This window comes from Cupriavidus basilensis (genome assembly GCF_000832305.1).
GTDB lineage: Bacteria > Pseudomonadota > Gammaproteobacteria > Burkholderiales > Burkholderiaceae > Cupriavidus > Cupriavidus basilensis_F.
Map to the genome: position 1 here is coordinate 2,580,898 of NZ_CP010536.1, position 24,790 is coordinate 2,605,687.

At 65.7% G+C, this 24,790-nt stretch carries 20 protein-coding genes; 13 read left to right on the forward strand and 7 right to left on the reverse strand.

Features of this window, described 5'->3' with window-relative positions; all coding sequences use genetic code 11:
• Positions 1 to 367: 367 nt before the first annotated feature.
• Entirely contained in the window at positions 368 to 1,687 is a 1,320-nt protein-coding gene (gene lplT / locus RR42_RS12040) for a lysophospholipid transporter LplT (protein ID WP_043347018.1), read from the forward strand.
• 24 nt (positions 1,688 to 1,711) lie between these two features.
• Here the strand turns inward: lplT and RR42_RS12045 are convergent, their stop codons facing one another.
• The 4 genes from RR42_RS12045 to tsaB all read right to left on the reverse strand — a co-directional run bounded on the left by RR42_RS12045 (position 1,712) and on the right by tsaB (position 5,157).
• Positions 1,712 to 2,878 (reverse strand): DUF1853 family protein, encoded by a 1,167-nt coding sequence (locus RR42_RS12045; protein ID WP_043347020.1) that lies wholly within the window; start codon positions 2,876 to 2,878, stop codon positions 1,712 to 1,714.
• The gene (locus RR42_RS12050) at positions 2,853 to 3,806 is read right to left on the reverse strand and encodes a uracil-DNA glycosylase (RefSeq protein ID WP_043347022.1); all 954 of its coding nucleotides are present in this window, start codon (positions 3,804 to 3,806) and stop codon (positions 2,853 to 2,855) included. Before RR42_RS12050 ends, RR42_RS12045 begins: the two co-directional genes overlap by 26 nt.
• Positions 3,803 to 4,288, reverse strand: a complete 486-nt coding sequence (gene rimI / locus RR42_RS12055; RefSeq protein WP_052494794.1) for a ribosomal protein S18-alanine N-acetyltransferase — start codon at positions 4,286 to 4,288, stop codon at positions 3,803 to 3,805. The genes RR42_RS12050 and rimI overlap by 4 nt, the downstream gene beginning before the upstream one ends.
• A gap of 101 nt (positions 4,289 to 4,389) precedes the next feature.
• Positions 4,390 to 5,157, reverse strand: coding sequence for a tRNA (adenosine(37)-N6)-threonylcarbamoyltransferase complex dimerization subunit type 1 TsaB (gene tsaB / locus RR42_RS12060; protein ID WP_043347026.1), 768 nt, complete (start codon positions 5,155 to 5,157; stop codon positions 4,390 to 4,392).
• A gap of 195 nt (positions 5,158 to 5,352) precedes the next feature.
• On the opposite strand from tsaB, the gene RR42_RS12065 reads away from it, so the two are divergent.
• Complete coding sequence (locus RR42_RS12065; RefSeq protein WP_043347030.1) at positions 5,353 to 5,622, forward strand: acyl-CoA-binding protein; 270 nt, start codon at positions 5,353 to 5,355, stop codon at positions 5,620 to 5,622.
• A gap of 47 nt (positions 5,623 to 5,669) precedes the next feature.
• Here the strand turns inward: RR42_RS12065 and RR42_RS12070 are convergent, their stop codons facing one another.
• Positions 5,670 to 7,139: a DHA2 family efflux MFS transporter permease subunit gene (locus RR42_RS12070; RefSeq protein ID WP_043347032.1), complete on the reverse strand. Its 1,470-nt coding sequence runs from the start codon at positions 7,137 to 7,139 to the stop codon at positions 5,670 to 5,672.
• Positions 7,136 to 7,606: an SRPBCC family protein gene (locus RR42_RS12075; protein ID WP_043347037.1), complete on the reverse strand. Its 471-nt coding sequence runs from the start codon at positions 7,604 to 7,606 to the stop codon at positions 7,136 to 7,138. Before RR42_RS12075 ends, RR42_RS12070 begins: the two co-directional genes overlap by 4 nt.
• Before the next feature lie 81 nt (positions 7,607 to 7,687).
• Here RR42_RS12075 and RR42_RS12080 point away from each other — a divergent pair, with 81 nt between their 5' ends.
• From RR42_RS12080 to RR42_RS12110, 7 genes are all read left to right on the forward strand, one after another.
• The gene (locus tag RR42_RS12080; RefSeq protein ID WP_043347039.1) at positions 7,688 to 8,404 is read left to right on the forward strand and encodes an SGNH/GDSL hydrolase family protein; all 717 of its coding nucleotides are present in this window, start codon (positions 7,688 to 7,690) and stop codon (positions 8,402 to 8,404) included.
• A gap of 152 nt (positions 8,405 to 8,556) precedes the next feature.
• Positions 8,557 to 9,000, forward strand: coding sequence for a VOC family protein (locus tag RR42_RS12085; RefSeq protein WP_043347041.1), 444 nt, complete (start codon positions 8,557 to 8,559; stop codon positions 8,998 to 9,000).
• A 165-nt stretch (positions 9,001 to 9,165) separates the two neighbouring features.
• Positions 9,166 to 10,353 carry an acyl-CoA dehydrogenase family protein gene (locus RR42_RS12090; protein ID WP_043347044.1) on the forward strand — a complete coding sequence of 396 codons (1,188 nt, stop codon included), beginning with the start codon at positions 9,166 to 9,168 and terminating at the stop codon, positions 10,351 to 10,353.
• Positions 10,354 to 10,365: 12 nt separating this feature from the next.
• Positions 10,366 to 11,613, forward strand: coding sequence for an acyl-CoA dehydrogenase family protein (locus RR42_RS12095; protein WP_043347047.1), 1,248 nt, complete (start codon positions 10,366 to 10,368; stop codon positions 11,611 to 11,613).
• A complete protein-coding gene (locus RR42_RS12100) occupies positions 11,610 to 12,962 on the forward strand; it encodes an LLM class flavin-dependent oxidoreductase (RefSeq protein ID WP_043347050.1) in 1,353 nt (450 codons plus the stop codon). The genes RR42_RS12095 and RR42_RS12100 overlap by 4 nt, the downstream gene beginning before the upstream one ends.
• 26 nt (positions 12,963 to 12,988) lie before the next feature.
• A complete protein-coding gene (locus tag RR42_RS12105) occupies positions 12,989 to 14,365 on the forward strand; it encodes an LLM class flavin-dependent oxidoreductase (protein WP_043347052.1) in 1,377 nt (458 codons plus the stop codon).
• Positions 14,362 to 15,834, forward strand: coding sequence for a SidA/IucD/PvdA family monooxygenase (locus RR42_RS12110; RefSeq protein WP_043347055.1), 1,473 nt, complete (start codon positions 14,362 to 14,364; stop codon positions 15,832 to 15,834). The genes RR42_RS12105 and RR42_RS12110 overlap by 4 nt, the downstream gene beginning before the upstream one ends.
• 59 nt (positions 15,835 to 15,893) lie before the next feature.
• On the opposite strand, the gene RR42_RS12115 is transcribed toward RR42_RS12110, so the two are convergent.
• Positions 15,894 to 16,262 (reverse strand): hypothetical protein, encoded by a 369-nt coding sequence (locus tag RR42_RS12115; protein ID WP_043347057.1) that lies wholly within the window; start codon positions 16,260 to 16,262, stop codon positions 15,894 to 15,896.
• 473 nt (positions 16,263 to 16,735) lie between these two features.
• Here RR42_RS12115 and RR42_RS12120 point away from each other — a divergent pair, with 473 nt between their 5' ends.
• From RR42_RS12120 to RR42_RS12135, 4 genes are all read left to right on the forward strand, one after another.
• Positions 16,736 to 19,987, forward strand: coding sequence for a hybrid sensor histidine kinase/response regulator (locus tag RR42_RS12120; RefSeq protein ID WP_052494608.1), 3,252 nt, complete (start codon positions 16,736 to 16,738; stop codon positions 19,985 to 19,987).
• 45 nt (positions 19,988 to 20,032) lie between these two features.
• A complete protein-coding gene (locus RR42_RS12125) occupies positions 20,033 to 20,683 on the forward strand; it encodes a response regulator transcription factor (protein ID WP_043347061.1) in 651 nt (216 codons plus the stop codon).
• Between the two features lie 869 nt (positions 20,684 to 21,552).
• Positions 21,553 to 22,203, forward strand: a complete 651-nt coding sequence (locus RR42_RS12130; RefSeq protein WP_052494609.1) for a response regulator transcription factor — start codon at positions 21,553 to 21,555, stop codon at positions 22,201 to 22,203.
• A 185-nt stretch (positions 22,204 to 22,388) separates the two neighbouring features.
• On the forward strand, positions 22,389 to 24,737 hold the full coding sequence (locus RR42_RS12135; protein WP_052494610.1) for an ATP-binding protein: 2,349 nt from the start codon (positions 22,389 to 22,391) through the stop codon (positions 24,735 to 24,737).
• Positions 24,738 to 24,790 lie beyond the last annotated feature (53 nt).

Sequence of the window (24,790 nt, forward strand, 5' to 3'; positions counted from 1 at the left end):
CTTCCGCCGCGTGGATGCACCATATCCGGGAAGACCCGGTACGCGCAGCGCTTCGCACAGACGTTATTTGAACACATCAGGGCAAACATTTAGGGAATCGCTGCGCGCTTGCGCTGTCCAACCGGCGGCCCGTGGAAGCTCGGAATCGCCTTCTTTTCGTGTTATAAAGCCGGACGTTCCGGCCATGTTTTAAAAGTGATGCAATATGTCGAACACGGTCAGGCAAGCTGCGCAGCGATCCCACGGCTGGCCCGGGCATCACTTGGACAACGACGCGGGCCCAGGTTCCCTACAGGCAACAACAGCACCCAGCGGCGCGCTGCTGCCTGGCATGTACGGTGATAGCGATGGAGATAGAGTCCAAAGTATGAAGAAGGGTTTTTATACCATCATGGCCGCGCAGTTCTTCTCATCGCTGGCCGACAATGCGCTCCTCATCGCCGCTATCGCCCTTCTGACCGAGCTGCACTCTCCACAGTGGATGACGCCGCTGCTCAAATTGTTCTTCGTACTGTCCTACGTCGTGCTGGCTGCCTTCGTGGGCGCCTTCGCCGACTCGATGCCCAAGGGCAAGGTGATGTTCATCACCAACACCATCAAGATAGCGGGGTGCGCCATCATGATGTTCGGGTTGCACCCGCTGCTGGCCTACGGCATCGTCGGGTTCGGCGCAGCGGCGTACTCGCCCGCCAAGTACGGTATTCTCACCGAGCTGCTGCCGCCCGAGAGACTGGTCGCCGCCAATGGCTGGATCGAAGGCCTGACGGTGTGCTCGATCATCCTGGGCACGGTGGTGGGCGGGGCACTGATCTCGGTGCATATCTCGCAACTTCTGCTCGGCATCGACGTGCCCTACGTCGACACAGGCATCACCACCCCGGCCGAGGCGGCCATGGTGGTGATCATGATGTTCTACGTGATCGCAGCCGTATTCAACCTGTTCATCCCCGAGACGGGCGCCCGCTACCCGCAGCAGGAAAAGAACCCGATCAAGCTGATCGCCGAGTTCGCTGATTGCTTTACCGCCCTGTGGCGCGACAAGCTCGGCCAGATCTCGCTGGCCGTGACCACGCTGTTCTGGGGTGCCGGCGCCACCTTGCAGTTCATCGTGCTGAAATGGGCGGAAAAATCGCTCGGCCTGAACCTGTCGCAAGGCGCCCTGCTGCAAGCGGTGGTGGCGGTGGGCGTGGCGGTAGGCGCGATCATGGCGGCCATGCGCATCCCTTTGCGCAAGTCGCTGTCGGTGCTGCCGTTTGGCGTGGCGATGGGCGTGGTGGTGATGCTGATGGCCTTCTACACCAAGCACAGCCTGCCCGAGATTTCGCTGGATGTGCTCGGCATGCACATGCCGCTGTACATGGCGATCGCCTACGTCTTCCTGATGCTGGTGGGTGGCATGTCCGGCTACTTCGTGGTGCCGATGAACGCGCTGCTGCAACACCGCGGGCACGTCCTGCTGTCGGCCGGCCATTCGATTGCCGTGCAGAACTTCAACGAGAACGTCTCGGTGCTGCTGATGCTGTGCCTGTACGCGCTGCTGATCAAGCTCAATGTGCCGATCGGCATTGTCATCGTGGCCTTTGGCATCTTCGTGTGCGCCACCATGCTGCTGGTGATGCGCCAGCACCGCTACAACGTGCGCAACTTCAATTCGCTCGCCATGATCGGCGAGGACAAGCACCACTAAGCGTCGCTTGCGCCACGGGCCGGTTCAGCCCACCGGCCTGGCGATGCGCTCGCGCGCCCGCTCCTCCCATCCCGGCGGCACCACAAACCCGCGGGTACGTTCGCGCCACACGCCGGGCTGCCCCGCCGGCTCTACCTCGCACAACATCACCGGTGCTTCCCGGCGCCAGTTCTTCTCGTGATGCGTCTCCGCAAAACGCAGCGCCAGTGCCTCATGAATCGCCTCGGCGGTTTCCGTATGCGCTTGCGCCACCCTGGCCGGGGCCATCCACGCCGAGCGCGGCAGCCGATACCAACGCGAGCCTTCGCGCTTGCCAGCCCAGGCCAGCCAGTCCGGCAAGGTGGACCACCATCCGTGCAGGTGATCCGGCGCGATGCCCAGGCTGCCGATGGACTGCGGCACCACGCCGTCCCGGTAGAACAGCCAGCCGAGCAGGTAGACCTCGCTGCGGTCGACAGGACGGCCCAGCAGCGCCAAGGCCTCGGGGGTGCGTGACAGCGGCAGTTGCCTGCGCACGATATGATCCAGCTTGTCGCCCAGGCGGTCCACCAGGTTAGGGCCGACGAAGCAATGGCGGTCCAGCATGGCAGCGCCGGGCCCGCCGCCGCGCGGTGCGCCGTGCGTCGCAGGCTCGACCAGAAGGTAGAACTTGGCCGCCATCTCCCAGTGCACGGTGGCGCCGCTGGCCACGTCGCGCCAGACAAAATCGAGCTCGCCCAGCGTTTGCACGCCATGCGCGCCGGCACGGCGCACCGGCAGGTTCGCCGCAAGCAGCTCCAGCCCCTCGGCGTGTTCCAGCGTGAATTGCAGCAAGCGCTCCGCATGCCGGCCCAGCCGCAGGCTGGGCGCGGGCGACGGGCCGCGCACGCGCTGCTGCTCCAGGCCTGCGGCAAGTTCGGCGATGGTGGGGGGCAGCGCGGCGGGGTCGGCAGCGGGCAGCCAACGCTGCCAGGCGGCCAGCGCCCCTTCCGGCCAGCGCGCGAGCGCCGCTGGCGAATGCCTGGGGGCGTTGCCATTGATGATGGCGTTGCCTGCGTCGTCCGTCGGCAGGAATGCCAGCAGCGGAGGCGACAGCGAGCACCAGGCGAGCTCGCGCAGGCGCTGCGAGACGGCATGGCGCCAGAGCGGCGCCATCTCGATGGCGCCGCCGGGGCTCAGCGCGAACTCAGGCCTTGGCTCCCGCACGGGCATGTACCTCGCGGGCCAGGCACAGGTCCTCCCAGGCACGCGCCTTGTCGGACAAGGTGCGCAACAGGTAGGCCGGGTGATAGGTCACCACCACCGGAATGCCTTCGTAGCTATGGACGGTGCCACGCAGCTTGCCGATCGGCGTAGTGGTGCGCAGCAGGGACTGGGCGGCAAAGCGTCCCAGCACCACGATCAGCTTGGGCTGGATCAGCGCGATCTGCCGGCGCAGGTAAGGCTCGCACTGGGCGACCTCCTCCGGCTCGGGATTGCGGTTGCCGGGCGGGCGGCACTTCAGCACGTTGGCGATGAACACGTTGCGCCCGCGCGCCAGGCCGACCGCCGCCAGCATATTGTCGAGCAGCTTGCCGGCCTGGCCCACGAAGGGCTCGCCTTGCAGGTCCTCGTTTTCTCCCGGGGCTTCGCCGACCAGCATCCATTCGGCCTGGCGGTCGCCCACGCCGAACACGGTCTGGGTGCGGCCATCGCACAACTGGCAATCGGTGCAGCCGGAGACCCGCTGCGCAAGCGCGGCCCAGTCCAGGCGCGCAATCACGGCTTCGCGCGTGCCGGTATCTGCCACCGCCACCGCCACCGCAGGCTCAAGCGGCATGCGCGCGACGGCGGCTTCGGCCATGGCCGGCACTCCCGCTTCCATATCGGCTTGTGCCGACCATGCGCGAGGCACTGCTTCGGCCTGCGCTTCGGGCTGGGCTTCGTCCGCGCCAGCGTCGGCAACGGCGGCGAGCGTCACGGCGGCCTGGGCCGCTTCGCGCGAGGCCGCGTCGTCATTGACGGCGGGATCTTCCGCGCTCGGGTCGGCGAGCGCCGCGATGGCGGATGGCTCGACCGCCTCCGGCAAGGCTGGCGCGCGGCGCAGCACCCATTCATCGGCAATGCCGAGCACTTCGAGGAACCTGGCGCGGCGGCTCATGGCACGGCCTCCGTGGGTGCCCACGCGCGGCGCAGCACAAGCGCATCCTCGCGCGTCTGGCCGGCTGCGGGGTAATAGCCCTTGCGCCGGCCGATCTCGGCAAAGCCGGCCTCCCGGTACAGCTCGATGGCGCCCACATTGGAGGGCCGCACTTCGAGCAGCATGGTGTGCAGATGAAGCGCGTGCGAGGTAGCCATCGCGGCGGCCAGCAGCAGCCGGCCAAGGCCGCCGCGCTGGCGCGCCGGGTCCACGGTGATATTGAGCAGGTGCATCTCGTCGACAACCGGCATCAGCACCGTGTAGGCGACCAGCACGCCCCCGTTATCCCGCAAGGTCAGGCCGATGTGCCCGGCCTTGACGGAATTCTCGAAATTGGCACGGGTCCATGGGTGGGTGTAGGCCCGGGCTTCGATCTGCGCCACGGCTTCCACATCCAGCGCCGTCATGCGGCCTAAGCTCCAGCCCGCCGGCACGCCTGGCATCACCGGCACCTCGGGCCATGCGTAGCCGTTGCCGCACGCTGCATGCGTGCCCTGGCCGGGATTGGCCGAGCCGGCGTCCGGTGGCGGGTTGCGCTCCACGCTCACGGCTGCTCTCCCGCCGCTGTCGCCGCGCGCTGCGCCGCCACGGCCTGGCGCTCGGCGATGGTCTGGGCCACCTTGTCGCGTAGATAGATCGGCATGGCGTCGCACGGCGCAACGGTTTCATTGCGGGCCAGCGCGCGCAAGGCAATCGACACCAAGGCCGGCGCGGCGGGCAAGGCCTCGGGCACGCTGCGCAGCGCCAGCGCCGTGGCCGTGAGGCGCTCGCCAAACACGGCAGCGGCACTGCCCGCGAGCCAGAACGGCCCGCTGGGCAGACTGACGGCCTCCGGCGGGCACACCTGCATGTCGGTCGCCGACTGCCACGACTGCGCGGCGCCGTCCCAGCGGAACGCGCCTGCGTAGGCTTCGTCCATGCGTGCGTCCAGCGCTACCAGCACGGATACGTCGGGCGGCAGCGCCGGCACCCCTTGCCCGCCCAGGCGCACGCGTTCGGCGCAAGCCATCAGCGAATTGACGGGAATCACGGGCAGATCGGCGCCAAAGGCCAGGCCCTGGGCCACGCCGCAGGCGGTGCGCAAGCCCGTGAAGGAACCCGGCCCGGCGCCAAAGGCGATGGCGGCGCAGTCCGACAGGGCAATGCCGGCTTCGGCCAGCAACTCGCCGGCGGCCGGCAGCACGCGGGAAGACGAGCGCGGGCCGGTGTGTTCATGACGAACCAGGCACTCCAGGGCGCCGCCATCGGCAATGCGCCCGAGCGCGACGGAACACCACTCGGTGGAGGTTTCAAGTGCAAGAATCCAGGACATGGCGAGATTGTATCCGGAGCAGCCTCAAAAGCTGAACTGGCGCGCGGCGCGCCCGCCCCGGGGTGCGCCGGACTGAAGCGTTCTTCGGTTTCTTCCGGCTCAAACGCGCGATGACGGGCGCTATCATCGCGGCTACCGGGTTTTTCCCGAACACCGAACCCGCAACGCATCCCCCTATCCAGCCAGGAGAACCCCATGAGCGACCTGCAGGCACGCTTTGCCCAAGCCCAGATCGACGCCAAGCAACTGACCGAGCGCCCCAGCAACATGACCCTGCTGCGCCTCTACGCGCTGTTCAAGCAAGGCAGCGAGGGCGACGCCCATGGCGACAAGCCGGGCATGACCGACTTCGTCGGCCGCTACAAGTTCGAAGCCTGGGAAACGCTCAAGGGCACCGCGCAGGAAGACGCGCAGGAAAAATACATCGCGCTGGTGGAAGACCTGCGCAGCGGCGCCACCGCCTGAAGCCATATCGCCAGCTGGGTTAGCCGGCTCGCGGCCGGCTAACCCTTTCAGGCCTCGGCCAGCGGCCTTGGCCGTATCCGCCAGGCCGCCAGGATGGCGGTGGCAATGACGAGGCCAACCGCCAGGAAGGTCTCGTCGAAGGCGCGAATGCGCGCGGCCGGGTCGCCGTCGGTACCGAGCACCGCGCCCTGCGCCGCCAGCCGCCATTGCAGGCCGACGCCGGCCAGGCTTACCCCGATCGCACCCCCCAGCTGCCGGATGAAGTTGATGCAACTGGAACCCTGCGCAATCAGCGAATAATCCACGCCCCGCATCGAGCCCAGCGTCAGCGACGGCAGGATGCAGCCAAGCCCGATCCGCCCCAGCACCGCAAACCCCACCAGCAGCAGGTAAGGCGTGGCCTGGGACCCCATCGCCATCAGCAGGAACGAAGCCGACAGCAGCGCGAGCCCGAACGACACCTGCAGGTGTGGCGAGACGCGATGGGTCAGCCGCCCCGCCGCGGCAATGGTCAGGGCCAGCGCGATGCCGGCCGGCAGCAGCACCAGCCCGGCGCGCGACGGCGTATAGGCCAGCGCCATCTGCATGTAGACAGGCAGCAGGTAGGTCGATCCGAACAGCCCCGCGCCGTAGATGAAAGCCACCACCGCCCCGGCCGAAAACTGCCGGTAGCTGTACAGGCGCATGTTCATCAGCGGGTTCTCCGCGCGCAACTGCCACAGCACGAACACCACCAGCATCAGCACGCCAAAGGCTGCCAGCGCCGTGCCGGCAGGCACGCTCTCGCGCATCTGCACCAGCCCGTTGAGCAGGCTCACGGTGGCAATGCCGGCCAGGCCCAGGCCCTGCCAGTCGAGCGGCTTGCGCTCGCCCATCATGGCCGAGTCCACCGCCATGAAGCGGCGCGCCATCCACAGCCCGATCAGCGTCAGCGGTACCACCACGAAGAAGATCGAGCGCCAGCCGTAGGCCTCCACCAGGAAGCCGCCCACGCTGGGGCCGAGCGCCGGCGCCAGCACCACCCCAAAGCCGAACATGCTGACCGCCTTGCCCTGCTCGCGCTCCTCGAACACCCGCAGGATCAGGATATTGGGCAGCGGCTGCAGGATCCCCGCCGCAATGCCCTCGGCCACCCGCATGGCGATCATCACGCCATAGGTGGGCGAGAATCCGCCGACCAGCCCGCCCATGCCCAGCAGCAGCAAGCTGCCAATGAACGTGCGGCGCAAGCCGTAGCGGTTAAGCAGCCACGGCGTGAGCAGCATCGACAGCGTCATGGCAATCATGAAGCTGGCCGCCACCCATTGCGCGCTGTCCTGCCCCAGCACGAAATGCCGGCTCAGGTCGGGAATGGCCACGTTGACGATGGTCGACGATACGATCGAGGAGACCGTGCCCAGCATCAGCGTCAGCAGCACCAGCCAACGCAGCTGGCTGCCGTAGCGTGCCCGCAGCGATTCCCGGGTCGGGCCGCCCGGCTGCCTGCCGGCGGCAGGCGACGAGGGCCGCTCGCTCACCCCAGCCGTCCGAGGGCGGCCAGTTCGCGGATCTTGCGCACGGTGTCGAGGTCAGCCTCGTGATAAGCCGATTTGACGATTTCGGCGAAACGGTCATCGCCGCTGTCGTCCACCGCAGGCATGGTGGTTTCGTAGACAAAGCGCAGCAGCAAGGCGCCCGGGCCCGGCGTCTCGATCGCCATGGTCAGGGTGCCGCCGGCGTGCTCGTCGGTGGGGGCGGTCTCATAGCGCACGACACGGCGCGGCTCGAAGACAACGCGGTCGCGAATCGTGGCCTTGCCGAAATGCAGCTTGCGCTCGACCCAGTCGTCGCCCCGCTCCACGATCTCCGCACGGTCCAGCCCAATGACAAACAGCTCGGGCTCGGCACTGCGCAGCACCAGCCCTTGCCAGAGTTGCTCCGGCGTGAGCGTGTCCAACTGGATATTCTGTGGATCGTTGATCTCCACCAAGTGCTCGAAACGCAACTTAACTCTCCCGATCTATGGTTAGCCGATATTATGAAGGTCTGTGCCAAGGTCCGCAGCAAAACTTCCCGGAGCCCGCCCATGAGCGCCCTGCCGTCTCCCGATACCCGAACCGATGTCCTTTGCGCCATCGATCCGCTGCAGGTACTGGTCTACGCCGACTCGTTATCGTGGGGCATCGTGCCTGGCACACGGCAGCGCCTGCCCTGGCCGGTGCGCTGGCCCGGCCGGCTGGAACTCGCCCTGAACGGCGGGATCGGCAGCAGGCAGCGCCCCGTGCGGATACTGGAAGACTGCCTCAACGGCCGCCGCACGGTCTGGGACGATCCCTTCAAGCCGGGCCGCAACGGCATCCAGGGCCTGGCACAGCGCATGGAGATGCACGCGCCACTGGCGCTGGTGATCCTGATGCTCGGCAGCAACGATTTCCAGTCCATGCACCCGCATAACGCCTGGCACGCCGCGCAAGGCGTCGGCGCCCTGCTCGACACCATCCGCGGCGCGCCCATTGAGCCCGGCATGCCCGTGCCGCCGGTGCTGGTGCTGGTGCCCCCGCCCATCACCACGCCGCGCGGGCCGCTGGCGCCGAAGTTTGCCGGCGGCGAGCACAAATGCGTGGGGCTGGCGCAAGCCTTCCAGGAAATATGCCGCGCGCGCGGCTGCGCCTGGTTCGACACCAGCACGGTAATCCATAGCAGCGAAGTCGACGGCGTACACCTGGACGCCGCCAACCACGTCGCGCTGGGCGATGCGCTGGCACCCATGGTCAATGCACTGCTGGCGCCAATGCGCGCCTGAGGCCCGCCGGGGACCGCTTTCAGCCTTACGCATCACAGGCGCCGAGTAGAACACTCCTGACAGTACGTGTCAGGAGTGCCGGCGCACAATCCTGACCTTCGGGCGGAGTGCTTCCATACGGGCCGCGCCCCCATTCCAAGCAGGGGACTGCGATGCAATTGCTGATCAATATCGACGTCGACGACCTCGCGCACGGCATCGGCTTCTACCAGCACGGCCTTGGCCTGCGCCTGGCGCGCAAGCTGTTCGACGGCTCCGTGGCGGAAATGCTGGGCGGCGGCGCGCCGATCTACCTGCTGGCCAAGGCGCCGGGCACCAGGCCAAGCGCGCGCGCCGACAGCCGCCGCGGCGATCGCCGGCACCGGACGCCGGTGCACCTCGATTTTGTGGTGGCGGACCTGGAAAGCGCGGTGGAACGTGCGCTGGAAGCCGGCGCCGAACTGGAGGACTGGCCGCAGGATTTTGCCTGGGGGCGGCAGGCGAAGCTGTCCGACCCTTTTGGCCATGGGCTCTGCTTTACCGAGTGGAAGGGTGAAGGTTATGGCGCCACCGAAGCGGGAAAGGAAACCAGGGAGCCGGCGCTGCAGGATCGATAGCGCCATAGCCCGGCCGTGCCCGCGCGGCCGGGCCAAAGGAAGTACGCCGGCTGGCGGCGCGAGGCCATCCCCAAAAGTGGATATGCAAGCGCGGTTTGCTTCGTTGGTGGCGCGACAACCTTGTTTTATCGTCTCTCGGGTGCAACTTCGAGAAGACAACGCGGCATGTCCAACTTCGACCCGGACCTGAACGATCCCTTCGTCGCCCGCGCGGTGGTGCTGCGCGAGACCTTCCATACCGATGCCGTCGCCCGCGACAAGGCTGGCGGCCGGCCTACCGAACAAATCCGCTGGCTCAAGGAAAGCGGCCTGCTTTCAGCGGGCATTCCCGCGGTGTACGGCGGGGGCGGTGCATCTTGGCTTTCACTGCTGCGGGTCGTGCGTGAATTCGCGCGTACCGATGGCTCGCTGGCCCACCTCTTCGGCTACCACCATCTGCCCGTGCACGCCGTGCAGGCGCGCGGCACGCCGGCACAGCAGGAACGCTGGCTGCGCGCCGCCGCCAGGGCGCAATGGCTGTGGAGCAACTCGGGCAATGCGCTGTCGAAGACGTCCAGTGCGCAGCGCGCCCCCGGCAACAATGGCTGGGTGGTCACCGGATTCCGGCCCTTCTCCAGCGGCAGCCATGTGGCGGACGTGATCCAGCTGGCATGGGAGAACGCGCTGGGCCAACGCCTGATGGGCGTGGTGCCGGCCGATCGCGCGGGCATCGTGATCGAGGATGACTGGGATGGCATCGGCCAGCGCCAGACCGGCAGCGGCACCGTAACGTTCAACGGCGTGCTGGTGCGCGACGATGAACTGCTTGGCAAGCCCGACGATCCGCTCACCCCTTTCGCATCGCTGACCACGCTGCTGCAGCAAAGCGTGCTGCTCAACGTGTTTGTGGGCACGGCGCAGGGCGCGCTCGACGAAGGCCGCGCCTATACCGCCACGCAATCGCGCCCATGGATCCACTCGGGCGTGGAGCGCCATGTCGATGATCCGTGGGTCCAGCGCAAATACGGCGAGCTCGCCATCCGCACCTTGGCGGCAACCGAGCTGGCCGACCAGGCGGCGCGCAGCCTGGATGCCATCTATGGCTACGGACAGGCGCTGACGCTGGAGCAGCGCGGGCCCGTAGCCATCGCGCTGGCCACCGCCAACCTGTACGCCGGGGAAACCGGCCTGGCCGTATCGAACGAGATCTTCGAGGTGATGGGCGCGCGTTCTGCCACCACCGCCAATGGCTTCGACCGCTTCTGGCGCAACGTGCGCACCCACACGCTGCACAACCCGGCCGAGTACAAGAAACGCACGGTGGGCACGTGGTTGCTTACGGGCGAGTTCCCCTCGCCTGCCATCTATCGCTGAGACAGACCCATCATGACCGCCAACGTCGCCTTTCTTCACGCGCAGGCCGAACCAGCGCCCGCGCTGTTCGAGCCGGACACCGGCAACCCCTTCATCGCCCGCGCGGTCTCGCTGCGCGAGCGCTTTGCCGAAGACGCCATCGCCCGCGACCAGGCCGGCGGGAAACCCGCGGAGCAGATCCGCTTGCTCAAGGAACACGGCCTGCTTGCGCTGCTGCTGCCGCGCGAAGTCGGCGGCCAGGGCGAAACCTGGTCGACCGTGCTGCGCATGACGCGCCTGTTCGCGCAGGTGGACGGCTCGCTCGGCCATCTGTTCGGCTATCACTACAGCAGCCTGCTGAGCCCGCGCTTGCGCAACGCGCCGCAGAAAGCCGCCAGCCTTTGGCGCCGCTCGGCCGAAGGCAACTGGTTCTGGGGCAACACGGCGAACAGCTTTTCCAGGAGCCTGTCTGGACGGCGCGATGGCGAGTGGTTCGTGCTGGACGGCTACCGTCCCTTCACCTCCGGCTCGCACGTGGCCGACTTCCTGGCGATTGCCTGGGAAGACGCAGACGGCGGCGAACGCCGCTTTGCCGCGATTCCCGCGGACCGCGCAGGCATCGTGATCGAGGACGACTGGGATGGCATCGGCCAGCGCCAGACCGGCAGCGGCCGCGTCACCTATCAGGGCGTGCGCGTGCACGAGAGCGAAGTGCTCGGGCAGCCGGTGCCGTTGAACCCCACCGGCGCGCCGGCCGAGCCCTACCGCACGGTCACGCCGCTGCAGCAGCAAAGCGTGCTGCTCAATGTGTTTATTGGCACGGCCCAAGGTGCGCTGCGCGCCGGGCGTGAGTACACGGTGCATCAGTCGCGCCCGTGGATCCACTCAGGCGTGGAGCGCCATGTGGACGACCCGTGGGTGCGCCGGCAATACGGCGAGCTCTGGGTCAAGACCCAGGCAGCCACCGCGCTGGCCGACCGCGCGCTGCTTGCGCTCGACAGCGTGATCGCACGCGGCGAAGCGCTCAGCGCCGAGGAGCGCGGCGAAGCGGCCGTGGCCATTGCGGCGGCCAACGTGCTGGCCGGCGAGGTCGCGCTGCAGGTCTGCAGCGAGATCTTCGAGGTCACGGGCGCGCGCTCGGCGGTGCGCAAGACCGGCCTGGACCGCTTCTGGCGCAACGTGCGCATCCATACCTTGCACAACCCGTCCGAGTACAAGACCCGCAATGTCGGCCGCTGGGTGCTGGGCGAAGGCCATCCGGAACCGGGGACCTACCAATGAGTGCATCGAACGGGGCGCGCCAGCGCCAGCTCCACCTCAACATCAACATCCTGCACTCGGGCTTTGTGCCCTCGGCCTGGCGGCTGCCTGACAGCGATCCCGCCGCCTTTACCGACGTGCGCCACTACATCCGCGTGGCGCAGATCGCTGAAGCCGGCAAGCTCGACGCGGTGTTCCTGGCGGACAACGCCGCGATCGTCGACCAGATTCATTTCCGACCGATCCCGGCGCTGGAACCCACGGTGCTGCTGGCCAGCATCGCGGCGGCGACCACGCATATCGGCCTGATCGGCACGGCGTCCACCAGCTACAACGAGCCCTACAACATCGCGCGGCGCTTCGCCACGCTAGACCATGTCAGCGCGGGGCGCGCCGGCTGGAACGTGGTCACCACGGCCGATGTGCCGTCGGCGCGCAATTTCGGGCGCGATGCGGCGCCGGACCATGCGCAGCGCTATGCGCGGGCGGCCGAATTCACGTCCGTCGTCAAGGCCCTGTGGGACAGCTGGGAGGACGACGCCTTTATCGGCGACAAGGCATCGGGCCGCTTCGTCGACACCGCCAAGGTGCAGCCGATCGCGCACCATGGCGAGCATTTCAGCGTCCAGGGGCCACTTAACCTGCCGCGCTCTGCGCAAGGCCATCCGGTGGTGGTGCAGGCCGGCGGCTCCGCCGACGGGCGCGAGCTGGCCGCACGCCATGCCGAGGCCGTGTTCTCGGCATCGCAATCGTTCGAGGAATCGCTGGCCTACGGGCGCGAGCTCAAAGCGCGCGCACAGGCGCTCGGGCGCGGGCCCGATGCCGTGCAGGTGCTGGCCGGCCTGACCACCATCATCGGCGCCACCGAAACCCAGGCCCGCCAGCGGCGCGACGAGCTGATCGACCTGATCCCCTGGGACTACAGCCTGGCGCGGCTGGCCGGCACGCTCGGCATCACGCCGGACCGCCTGAAGCTGGACGAACGGCTGCCGCACAACCTCGCGTTGCCCGCCAACGGCAACGGCAACCACACCTTCTTCAACGCCACGCTGGCGCTGGCGCAGCGTCATGGCTACACCGTGCGCGAACTGATCCGCGAACTGGCAGGCGGCGGCGGCCACCGCGTGATCGTGGGCACACCCGAGCAGATTGCTGACGACATCGAGCACTGGTTCCGTCACGGCGCGGCTGATGGCTTCAACCTGATGCCGGATGCGTTGCCCGACGGGCTGCGGGACTTTGTCGACGGCGTGGTGCCGATCCTGCAGCGGCGCGGCATTTTCCGCACGCAGTACGAAGGCAGCACGCTGCGCGAGCACCTGGGGCTGGCACGACCGCAAGGCCGGCAAAGCACACGCATAGCCGCCTGATATCCCTCAACAACCGATAAGCAATCATGGCTCAACGTAGCGGTTTCCTCAGCCTGGGCGCCTTTCTTTACCCCAGCGGCCACCATATCGCCGCCTGGCGCCATCCCGATGCCAAGGCCGACGCGGGCATCGACTTCAAGCATTACATTGCGCTCGCCCAGGCCGCCGAGGCAGCGAAGTTCGACCTGGTCTTCCTGGCCGACGGCGTAGGCACGCGCGGCGACGATGTCGAGTTCCTCAGCCGTACCGCGCACAGCTACCAGGCGCAGTTCGAGCCCATCACGCTGCTGTCCGCGCTGGCCGCGGTGACGCAGCGCATCGGCCTGGTCGGCACCGTCTCGACGAGCTTCAACGAGCCGTATCACGTGGCGCGCAAGTTCGCCTCCCTGGACCATATCTCGGGCGGGCGTGCCGGCTGGAACCTGGTCACCTCATCCAACGAGCACGAAGCGCGCAACTTCAACCGCGACCACCATTTCGCCCACGCCGAGCGCTACGAGCGCGCGGCGGAGTTCGCCGATGTGGTCACCGGGCTGTGGAACAGCTGGGAGGACGATGCCTTCCTGCGCGACAAGGCCAGCGGCCGCTACTATGAGCCTGCAAGGCGCCATGTGCTGGGCCACAAGGGGAAGCATTTCTCGGTGCAGGGGCCACTCAACGTGTCGCGCACGCCACAGGGCCATCCGGTCGTGGTGCAGGCCGGCTCCTCCGAAGCCGGCAAGGAACTGGCCGCGCGCACGGGCGAAGCCGTGTTCACGGCGCAGCAGACGGTGGAAGATGCCGTGGCGTTCTACGCCGACGTCAAGGGCCGGCTTGCCCGCTACGGGCGCGAGCCGGATGACCTGAAGATCCTGCCCGGCGTATTCCCGGTGGTGGGCCAGAGTGAAAGCGAAGCCAAAGAGAAATTCGAGCAACTGCAAGCGCTGATCGACCCGGTGGTCGGCCTGGCGCTGGTGTCTGGCCTGACGGGCGGCTTCGACCTGTCAGGCTATCCGCTCGACGGCCCGATTCCCGAGTTGCCCGAGACCAATGCCAGCAAGAGCCGCCAGCGCCTGATGATCGAGCTTGCGCGGCGCGAGAACCTGACCATCCGCCAGCTTTACCAGCGCGTTGCGGGTGCGCGCGGCCACTGGCAGGTGATCGGCACACCCAAGCAGATCGTCGACCAGCTCGAAGAGCGCTTCCGTCAATACGGCGCCGACGGCTACAACATCATGTCGCCGGTGCTGCCGGGCGGACTCACCGATTTCATCGCGCTGGTGCTGCCTGAGCTGCGCCGCCGCGGCCTGTTCCGCGCGGAGTACGAAGGCAGCACGCTGCGCGAGCACCTTGGGCTCAAGCGCCCCGTCCATCCAGCGGCTTGCGCCAGGCCCGCCGCCTCAACCCTTGCCGCTGCAGCATGACGACATCCTCTTCCTTCCCCGGCTCCGATCCCGATTTCCTCGCGCGCGAGACGCTGCGCCTGCTCGGCCCCGCGCCCGACAACTGGGTGCCGGACCACGCCGGCATCGACCACAACGTGGCCATCGTCGGTGGCGGCCAGAGCGGCAGCGCCTATGCCTTCGCGCTGCGCCGCGCGGGCATCGGCCGCGTGACGGTGCTCGACGCCGCGCCAGACGGTGCGCTGGCCGGCGTCTGGCGCGCGCGCGCGCGCATGCGCAAGCTGCGCACGCCCAAGAACCTGGTCGGGCCGGAGCTCGGCCTGCCGACACTGGGCTTCCAGGCCTGGTATGAAGCACGGCACGGCGCCGAGGCCTATGCCGCCATCGACCGCATTGCGCGCCTGGACTGGGCCGATTACCTGGACTGGTACCGCAACTTCCTCGGCGTGCCGGTGCGCTACGCCACGCGCGTGGTACGCATCGAGCCCGTAAGCGGCGCCGCGCCGCAGCGCTTCCGGCTGCATCTTGAAGTAAACGGGCAAGCGCGCATCGAGACCGCACGCAAGGTCATCCTGGCCAATGGCGTGGCCGGCAATGGGGCTGCGTTCGTGCCCGCTGTGTTATCGCAGGCCGTGGCCGCCGGGCTGGCCGCGCATACGGCCGATGCCATCGACTTCGACGCGCTGCGCGGCAAGACGGTCGCCGTGCTCGGCGCGGCGGCCTCCGCCTTCGATGCCGCCGCCGTGGCGCTGGAATCCGGCGCGGCCGCCGTGCACCTGTTCGCGCGCCGCGACCATATCGCCGCCACGCCGGTATCGCGCGTGCGCGCCTACCCCGGCCTTTACGACAATTACCACGCCCTGCCCGATGCCACGCGCTGGGAGCAAGCCATCCGCTATCGGCGCGCCGGCTCCACGCCACCGGCCGACTCGGTGGAGCGGGTGCTCAAATTCCCGCAGTTCCATCTGCACCTGAGCACGTCGCTGTCCACCGCCGAGGTGGAGTCCGGGCGCATCGTCACCGAGGTGCAAGGGCAGACCCTGCGCTTCGACTTTGCGATTGCCGGCACGGGCTACCTGGTGGATCCGTCAGCGCGTGCGGAACTGGCCGGCATTGCGCCGCATATCCTGCGCTGGCGCGACCGCTACCAGCCCCCGGCCGATGCGCGCGACGACGAGCTCGCCGCGTCGCCCTATCTGGGCAGCGGCCTTGAGTATCTAGAAAAAACACCAGGTGCCGCGCCGTGGCTGCGCGATCTCCATGTACATAACCCCGCAGGTTTTGCCAGCGTCGGCGTGCCGCTAGGCGATGTGCCCAGCATGCGGCGCGATATTCCGGGCTCGGTCGCCCGCATCAGCCGGGATCTGCTGCTGGCGGACCTGGCGCTGCATGAGCAGCGGATTCGTGGGGACGTGCCGGCGGATTTTGGGGCGGAGTTCTATGCTGGCGCGGTCTGGAAGCCCGCGGGCGCTGCGCTCGCGGCGGCTTGAGGTGGCTTGAGGCCACTGGCAAGGCCTTTTAACCTGAACAGATCAAGCCAGAAATCTCATCAGGATCCGATGTACTTGTAGTACAGAGCCAGTTTCTCGTTGTTTTCTGAGACTTCAATATGAAGAATAGCCTCACCGGGCCTGCCATTTTCAAAGAGCACACACTCCATTCCTAGTGCCTTTCCGTTGGTTTCATAGACATCAATGCACGGCCATTTCTGCGTACGCGAATCAAAGGCCGCCTCCAGTGGCGCAATGGATAAGATTGCCCCCTCATCGAAGTATTCATCAACGCACTCGAATATCTCTTCGGCCACTGCGCCGGAAATGCCAAACTTGTGCTGCAGCGCCTGTGCATCTCGCAGGCCAATGGTCTCGATAAATCGCTTCGCCTCGTTATAGGCTTGCTGCCTTGTTGGCGTTCGCATGGGTCGGCTCCGTGATGGCAAGACATCGAGGCGCAAATCTAGCACGACAAGGACCTATCGTGAATTTTGCGGGGGGCCCCGTGGATAGGCAGTCCCCTGGACAGGCATTCCATCCAGGATAAGCAGAGAAAGAAAGCTGCAAGCTCAGGACAGGTCCGCCCCAAGCGCGGCAGTCACCGCCGCCGCCTTGCCGATACGCCACGCAAATCCGCCGGGCCCTTCCGGGATGCCGGGATATGATCCGGGGCTATTGAGCAATTGCCGGATCTGGTGTACACATCGAGTTGCCCCACTTTCAGTGACATGTCCAGCGACACATCTGTATTGCTCGGGGCAGAGCAGGCCATTCTCCGTCCTTTGACGTGTGCGCGATGCCGGCCACACCGGGCTGCAGCGTGGTACCGCCGTAGAGGTTGCCAATTTCCCCCGGGTCTCCTTCGTAGACACGATGCCTTTCACTACCTGCCGCGCCAATGGAACGCAGTCCGATCCGCCGCCTTGCCCGCATGCAGAGGCAACTGAGCCTCGTGCCGTTCGTCGTCATTCCGTTGGCGCTGATGCTGGCCGGCACGCTTTGCTGGGGCATATTCCGCGTCGTGGAGGATCAGCAAGAACGGATCGACATCCATTTTTCCGAACTCACTGGCTATATCCGGGAGCAGGAGGCCTTCCTGATACGCCTGCGGACGCGAGTCCGGAGCTTGCATCCCGAGGATTACACGGGTGATGTGAAGCTGCGGCGCATCGATTCGAGCGCCCATGGCGGCGTGAAGCTGTTCGAGGCGCGGGTGCCGAGCACGTCGGTCATGTTCAGCATTGCCTGCGCGAGCACGGCAGACTGTCCTGCGACAGACAGCGCCGTGCTCCGGTTCGGTTCCTTTTTTTCCGATTACTACAGCACGTACTGGGCCGCATCCCAGCAGCCTGCGGCAGATGCCTTCCTGATCGCGGCGCATGCCGATGCCAGTGTCCGCATGCCGGCGTTGCGCTTCACGCCGGAGAACAGGCCGCAGGAGTACGGCGCGGTGCTCTCGATGGTCGCGCAGCATGCCGGCACGCACGCAGGCGAGCGCGACGTTGCATCGGGGGCTGTCAGCTGGCTGCGCGCCGATCCGGCGGCCGGGGGGGCAGGCAAGATGCTCGCCGTCCTGCCGCTCGACGCCGCGGCGGCCAGACCGCGAGCGACGGAATCCGGGAACGAGACGCTCTACGCTGCCGCGCTGCTGAGCCTGGATAGGATTGGCAATATTCGGGGTTCTCCGGAAACACCCGGCTACGACGATTTCTGGCTGGAAGACAAGGCCCGCACCACCTTAGCGGGCAAGACGCCGTTGCCCGCATCGAAGGCGGACGGCGTCACCTTTGCCACCGATGGACTGTACTTTCGGCTGAAAGACCCGAAAGGCGCGTGGCACGCGCTATACCGCATCAGCTATCCGACCTTTTTCCGCCACAACAAGGGCCTGCCGGTCCTCCTCGCACTGCTGGTGCTGCTCGGGCTGGGCGGCGCCTTGTCCTTCGTGCGCTGGTACAACCGGCGCGTGGTGTTGCCGGCCCGCCAGGCGCGCGAGCGGCTGGCGCAAGCCGACGCATTCTGCCACGCGCTTATCGAGACCGCGCCCGTGGCGCTGTGCATTTACAGCCGGGCGGACGGCGCGGCGCTGTTCGGCAACCATCTGGCAAAGCAATGGCTGAACCTGGACCCGGGCCTGGATACGCACCCGGACCTGCAGTGCGTTCTCGACAATCCGTCTCAGGCCACGCAAGTGCTTGCGGCCGCCCTGCCCGGCACCATCGGGGAAATCCGGGGCGATGGCAGCAGGCCGCTTTCCCTGGCTTTCGCGCCGGCCCGCTACCATGGTCAAGCGGTGCTGCTGTGCGCGTTTTCCGATATCAGCGCACGCAAGGAAACAGAACGCGCCCTGGCCAAGGGAGGGCAGGATGCCGACAGCGCAAGCGCGGCCAGGACCACCTTCCTGGCTTCGATGAGCCACGAAATCCGCACGCCGTTGTATGGCGTAATGGGCGCCTTGGAACTCCTGGAGCTCACCAGCCTTGGCAACGTGCAGGGGCAGTATGTCCAGACTATCCGCAACGCGTCGGAAGCACTGATGCAGATTATCGGCGACGTCCTGGATATCGCCAGGATCGAGGCGCGGCAGCTGTCAGTCGAGGCCGAGGACTTCTGCCTGCTATCGCTGGTGGAGGCCACCATCAGCCGCCATGCCGCCAGTGCCGGGCAAAAGGGCCTGCTCCTGTACGCCTGCGTGGCGCCCGAGCTGCCTGAACGCCTGCGTGGCGATTCAGTCCGAATTCAGCAAATCCTGAACAACCTGCTGTGCAATGCCATTAAATCCACCGAATCCGGTCACGTGATTCTCCGCGTCCGGCAAGTTTCGGCAGATCGCGATGGCGCGACGCTGCGCTTCCAGGTAGTCGACACGGGGGTCGGGATCCCGCAGGAATGTCAAGCGGAACTCTTCACGCCGTTCCACCGGATCGACAGCAAACTGCATGCAGTAAGCGGCGCCGGATTGGGCTTGTCCATCTGCATGCGCCTGGCAACGTTGATGCATGGGGACATCCGGGTGGTCAGCGATCCGGGCCTGGGAAGCAGCTTTTCGCTGACGCTCCCCCTGTCGCATGCTGCAGCGCAGATGCCATCGCAAGCGCCCGTGCTGACGGGAAAATCCGTCTACGTGCGATCCCCGAGCAAGGAGTTGACCGAGAATGTGTGCGCATGGCTAAGGCGCTGGGGAGCCACCACCCACACCGCAGACGATGCCCCTGTCGATACCGCGCGGCCTGCGCATCTGCTGGACCTTCTCGTCTCCTACCCGGTTCCCGAGGGCTGGAGCGGGAATTACCTGTTTGCAGGCAACCCGCCCGCTGCCGCGCACGCTGCTTTGTCAGCGGGGCGTGGCAACCTGAGTGCGCACAGTGTGCAAGCGGTCGGCAGCGCTATCGCGCTGGCGGGGCCGGTTACATCCGCACCGGCCGACAGGCCGGCGGAACCTCTCGCCGCCGACGCACGGCTTCGAGTGCTCGTGGCCGAGGACAACGCTATCAATGGAATGATCCTCAAGGAGCAACTCGAACAGATCGGCTGCCTGGTTGCCCTGGTCCGCAATGGGGTGGATGCGCTGGCCCGATGGCACCCCGACCTGTTCGATGTCGTGATCACGGACATCAACATGCCAAGGGCAAATGGCTACGAGCTGGCCGAAGCGTTGAGGCAACAAGGCTACCCGGGTCCTATTGTGGGGATCACCGCCAACGCGATGCGCGAAGAGGAACAACGCTGCCTGGACGCAGGCATGACGTCCTGGCTGGCCAAGCCATTTGACGTCGGGGCGCTACGGGCTCATCTCCAGTTCATTCGCTCGCCTGCTGTCATACCGCATGCGGCGCACACTGTCCCGCGGGCGCCGGCCAGTCAAGATGAAGCCGGGTTCGTGCCGATCAGGTTCCGCAACTTATTCACCGAGACCATGCGAGACGATATCGCGGCGCTCAATCGAGCCATGGTGAATGCGTCCGCCGGCAGCGCCCTGGATACGTTGCATCGTATGCGCGGAGCGCTGGCTACCGTAAAATTGTTCAGCCTCGTGAAATACTGCGAATCCCTGGAGGAAGACATTCGCAGCGAAGGCCTCCAGAAAAAGCAGAAGGCCGGCATAACACTGGTTACCTCGCAGATCGAGGCCATTCTTGCCGAATTTTGACAATCGACCAGACGGAGACCTCTCTTTATCCGATTTTTGAACTCCATGAAAAAAACCAAAATCATCTTAGCGGACGATCATCCCCTGGTGCTCATGGGAATACGCGAAGTCATTGAACGGGACCTGCGTTTCGTGGTGGTTGATTCCGCCTCGGGTCCCTCGGACCTGATCGCCAAGATTCCCGTTGCCCGTCCGGATATCATCGTCACCGACTTTGCCATGCCTGGTGATTTGGTCTTCGGAGATGGCCTGAGGCTCATCGAGTACCTGGCCAGGACGTTTCCCGGCGTCAAGCTGCTGGTTCTGACAATGCTCACCAACCCGATCATCGTATCAGCGCTGTACGATGCCGGCGCGCACGGTGTGGTGCTCAAGGGCGATTCTCTCAACGACATCCTCGCCGCCCTGTTCGCGATCCGGAGTGGCCGCAGATACATTCCATCCTCCCTCCAGGAGACGCTTCGCGCGAGTTCGGGGGCGGACTCCATTGGCGAGCGAATCAAGATGCTGTCGCCCCGGGAATACGAAGTGCTTCGCCATTTCGTTGGCGGGGACTCGGTTCAGGATATCGCCAGGCACTTCAGCCGCAGTGTCAAGACCGTGAGTGGCCACAAGGTGTCAGCAATGCAAAAGCTCGGTGTCACAACCGACCAGCAACTCATTGCCTTCTGCATTGCTACCGACCTGTTTCAGTAGCAGGATGCCATGGGCACGCCCAGGCACCGACATCGCGCAGGGCGGGGGCGCCCTGCCGCGCGCAAAAAAAACCCAAGCGGCCCGCGAGGGTCACTTGGGTGGGTAGAAGTCCGGACAAAGGGAGGGAATCCTCGCCGGAATCGGGGTTCGGCATCACCAGGGAGCGTTGATGCCGACGAAGTCAAGAATACTGAAGTCATCACGCTTCTACTACCAGACAATTCTGGTTTTGCAGCAACGTGTCGGCGTTGACAGCCAATGGGCGACCGGCTGGCGGCGGTGGCTGATCATCACCAGATCGTCGTCGGCTTGCACGAACTCATCTAATCAGACAGTCAACCCTATAGCCAATCAGAATTAATCGTTGCCACGGTTTTCCAACTTTTCTCGTTACGAACCAATTCGCGATTGACGAATTTAAACTTCGTGCGACCCGAAGCCCTAAGAAGAATAGCGTGAACCGGCAGCAACTCCGCCGGGGCCGGGCGCGGGAGAGGTTGGGCGAACCGGTCCGCGCCTCACTGCGATGCGTGGCTCACCTGCACCGCCCCCCGAGCAGTGCACGCGTCATTAAGCGCGGCGATAATCTCACTTCATTTATTTTTTCCAAAAACAAGAACTATCCTGTTCCGCTGCCGGGGAATTCTGTCGAATATCTGCTGAGACACGCGATCCATACCGGGGCCGTGGAGGCCGCGATGCATTTTCACGTAACCTCACGTAACCAAGCCATCGGAAGATCGTCTGCCGCCCGGCGGGCACGCTCCGCTGGGCGGCGAACCGGTTTTGCACAGATTCGTTGATCGGAGGGCATAGTTGTGCCAGTCAGAGTGCTTCTTGCGGATGACCGTTCCACATCGCAGAAAAAGATGCGCCAGGTGCTGGCGCTGATGGGTGACGTCGAGATCGTCGGAGAGCCTGTGGATTCCGCCGAACTGATGCAGTGGCTGAGCAGGGGCAGGACCAAGGCCGATGTCCTGCTCTGCGCCTTCTTTCGTCCGGGCGGGCGATTCAACGACAACATCGCATTGCTGGATCTTCTGCATGACACCTGCCCTCGCTTGCGGGTCGTGATCATCACGAGGGCAGCCAGCCCGTTGGTCCTGCGCGCCATGATCGTCTCGGGCGCCCATGGCCTGCTGCTGAGGAGCGACCCGGCAAGGGAGATCGCGGGCGCCCTGCGCGCTGTCGCGCGAGGGCGAATGTACATCGCCGAATCGGTGCGCAGGCGGATGGCTCACTCGCGCATGGCGGAGACGCCGATCGACGTCTTTGCCAACGACTGCATCTCGGCGCGGGAGACCGAAGTGCTGCGCCGCTATACGCGCGGCATGACCATCGGTGAGATCGCCACGGCGCTGGGCCGCAGCATCAAGACCGTAAGCACGCAGCGCATTGCGGGCATGAAAAAACTCGGACTTGCAAACGACCGCGAGCTGTATGAGTACGCATTCGCATTTCGGTTTGCCCCCGCCAACGAGGATACGGCTGCAAAGACAGTCAACTCCCTGCGCGGATAACGGCACTCCGGGGTCTCGCCAGCGAAGTCGCGGGTGGTCAACGCCGATCACTGCTGGGATCGAAGATTGAGAATTGTCCGATAGGAAAGCCTTCCGATCGGCGGCATCATTCGACAATGCATTCCCATCGACTTCGTGCTGGGCGCGGTAGCGTCAACATATCGCCGCCACGCGTCGCCGTTGTGATGCTATATCTTCTGGCCGCGGCCTTGCTGCTGTGCGCGGGCATGGCTGCGGTGTTGTACCTGGAGGCTCGATTCGAGAGGGAAATTTCCGCCTATCGGCGCCAGATGAATGCCGCGGCGTATAACGCGCAGGTTTTCCTGGCGCGACGTAGCTCGCTGCTGACCTCCCTGATCGACTCCATATCCGAAGGCAGCGGCAAGACCGTCCAGTTGCCAACAAGCGAGGCACATCACATCGAAGCGATTTCGCTCGCCATCGATCCGCAGGCCGGGAAGAGCTGGACCTTGTATGTGACCGAACGGGACAGGGACGCCATCGCGCGTTCAGGCGCCCATCTGGTCTACTGGACCGCCACCCGGTCCACCCAGGCGGGGCCGACCAGCGCCCGCCGTGGAATTCGCGAGACGCTCTCGCCCGAGGTGACGAACATGCTGGTTGCGCGGCACGCGCAATCGGCGGACGCCGGGTCGATCATCTGGGCCAGCGATCGTATTCATCACCGCCTGTACATGTTTGGCCGGGTCGATCCCGGTGAGAAGACGGCCGGCTGGCTCGGATTGGCGTTGGACAATGTCGAGCCGGGTCTCCTGCTGTCCAAGCCTGGCCTGAGCTATATGCTGCTGGACCGTCACGACAACGTTGTTCTCGAAAGCGCGGAAGATGCCGAATTAAGGCGCGATCTGGCAAGCATGACGCGCGAGGATGCGTTTCTTCGATACGGCATGGGTCCGATACCGAAGTACCTCACGCTCAGCAAGGCGGTTGGCGACGACGGCTGGCGTGTTGTCTATTTCATTCGCGCCAGCGCGCTGCTCAGGGCGTGCATGCCGGCTGTCCGGCTGGCGCTGGGGGGCTTTCTGTTGCTGATCATCGGCATGGGCATCGGCATCGTGTATATCAACCGGCACCAGTTGCTGCCGGCGCGGCGGCAGTTTGACAGCCTGATTGAAAGCGAAGCGTTCAGCCGCGCCATGATCGAGGCGGCACCGGTGGCATTGTGCGTGCTTCGCCGCCGCGACGGCAACGTGCCACTTGCCAACGGATTGGCGCGAAGCTGGCTGGATCCCGACGTCTCGTGGCGCGAAGCCGCGCTTTCCAGGGACCGCCATCCGGGCAGCGGCCGCGAACTGGTGCTGCATGACGGCCGCAGCGTCCATGTGTCTTTCGCGGCAGCGCGCTACCAGGGCGAAGACGTGGTGATCTGCGCGTTCAGCGACATCACGGCCCGCAAGGAATTGGAAGCGGCAACGCAGCTGGCCATGCAACGGGCGGAAGCCGCCAATGAAGCCAAGACCATTTTCCTTACCACCATGAGCCATGAGATTCGTACGCCGCTATACGGCATTCTGGGAACACTTGAGCTCCTGGCCTTGAGCGGCCCGTCAGGGCAGCAGCGGGAGTACATCAAGGCCATCGAAAGATCCTCGGATTCCCTGTTGCAGGTTGTGGATAACACGCTGGACATCTCGAGAATCGAAGCCGGGAGCCTGATGCTCGAACCGGCGGCCTTCTCTCCGCTCGACCTGACGGAGGACGTGCTTTGCGCGTACGCCGCACGCGCCGAGCGCAAGGGCCTGCTCATCTACGCCTGCATCGATGCGGACATTCCCGGGAGCCTGCATGGCGATGCGGTTCGCGTGCGCCAGATCCTGAACAACCTTCTGAGCAACGCCATCAAGTTCACGCAGATGGGCCGGGTGGTGCTGCGCGCGCGGATGGTGGCAACCCGGCCGGACGGCGTCGAACTGATGTGGCAGGTGGCGGACACCGGCGTCGGCATCTCCGCGCAAAGCCAGGAGCGCATCTTCGAGTCGTACTATCAGGCAAGCGGTAACCGGCAGGCGACGGCCAGTTCGGGTCTCGGCCTGTCGATCTGCCATCGGCTTGCCCGGTTGATGGGCGGCGCTATCCAGGTGGTCAGCGAGCCTGGGCTCGGAAGCCTATTCTCGGCTACGCTGCCCTTCTCACCGTCCTTCTTGCCATCCTTCTCGCCGTCCATCGATGCACCGGATATCGTGATGCCTCAACTACGGCCTGGCGTGGTGTACGTGCGCTCGGACGTGAGGGAGATCGCCACGCACCTGTGTGCCTGGCTACGCCGTTGGGGTGCCGTCGCACAGCCGTACTCCGAAACGCAGGGTGGCTTGCATCGGGACGAGATACTGATCGATGTGCTGCCATCCGCGCGCGGTGATGTCCCCTGGGCGGGGATCAGGATTGTGGCGATACCGTTTGGACCCGATCATCCGCAGAAGACCGGGGACGGCTGGCGGGTGAACGGATATCGAGTACGAGCGATCGGCCTCGCGGTCCGGTTGGCGCAGGACGATGCTGGCGAAAGCCGCTGATCACGCCCGCGCGCGACGGCTCGCGTATGGTCAGCTCGGCGTTGCCAGCCTGG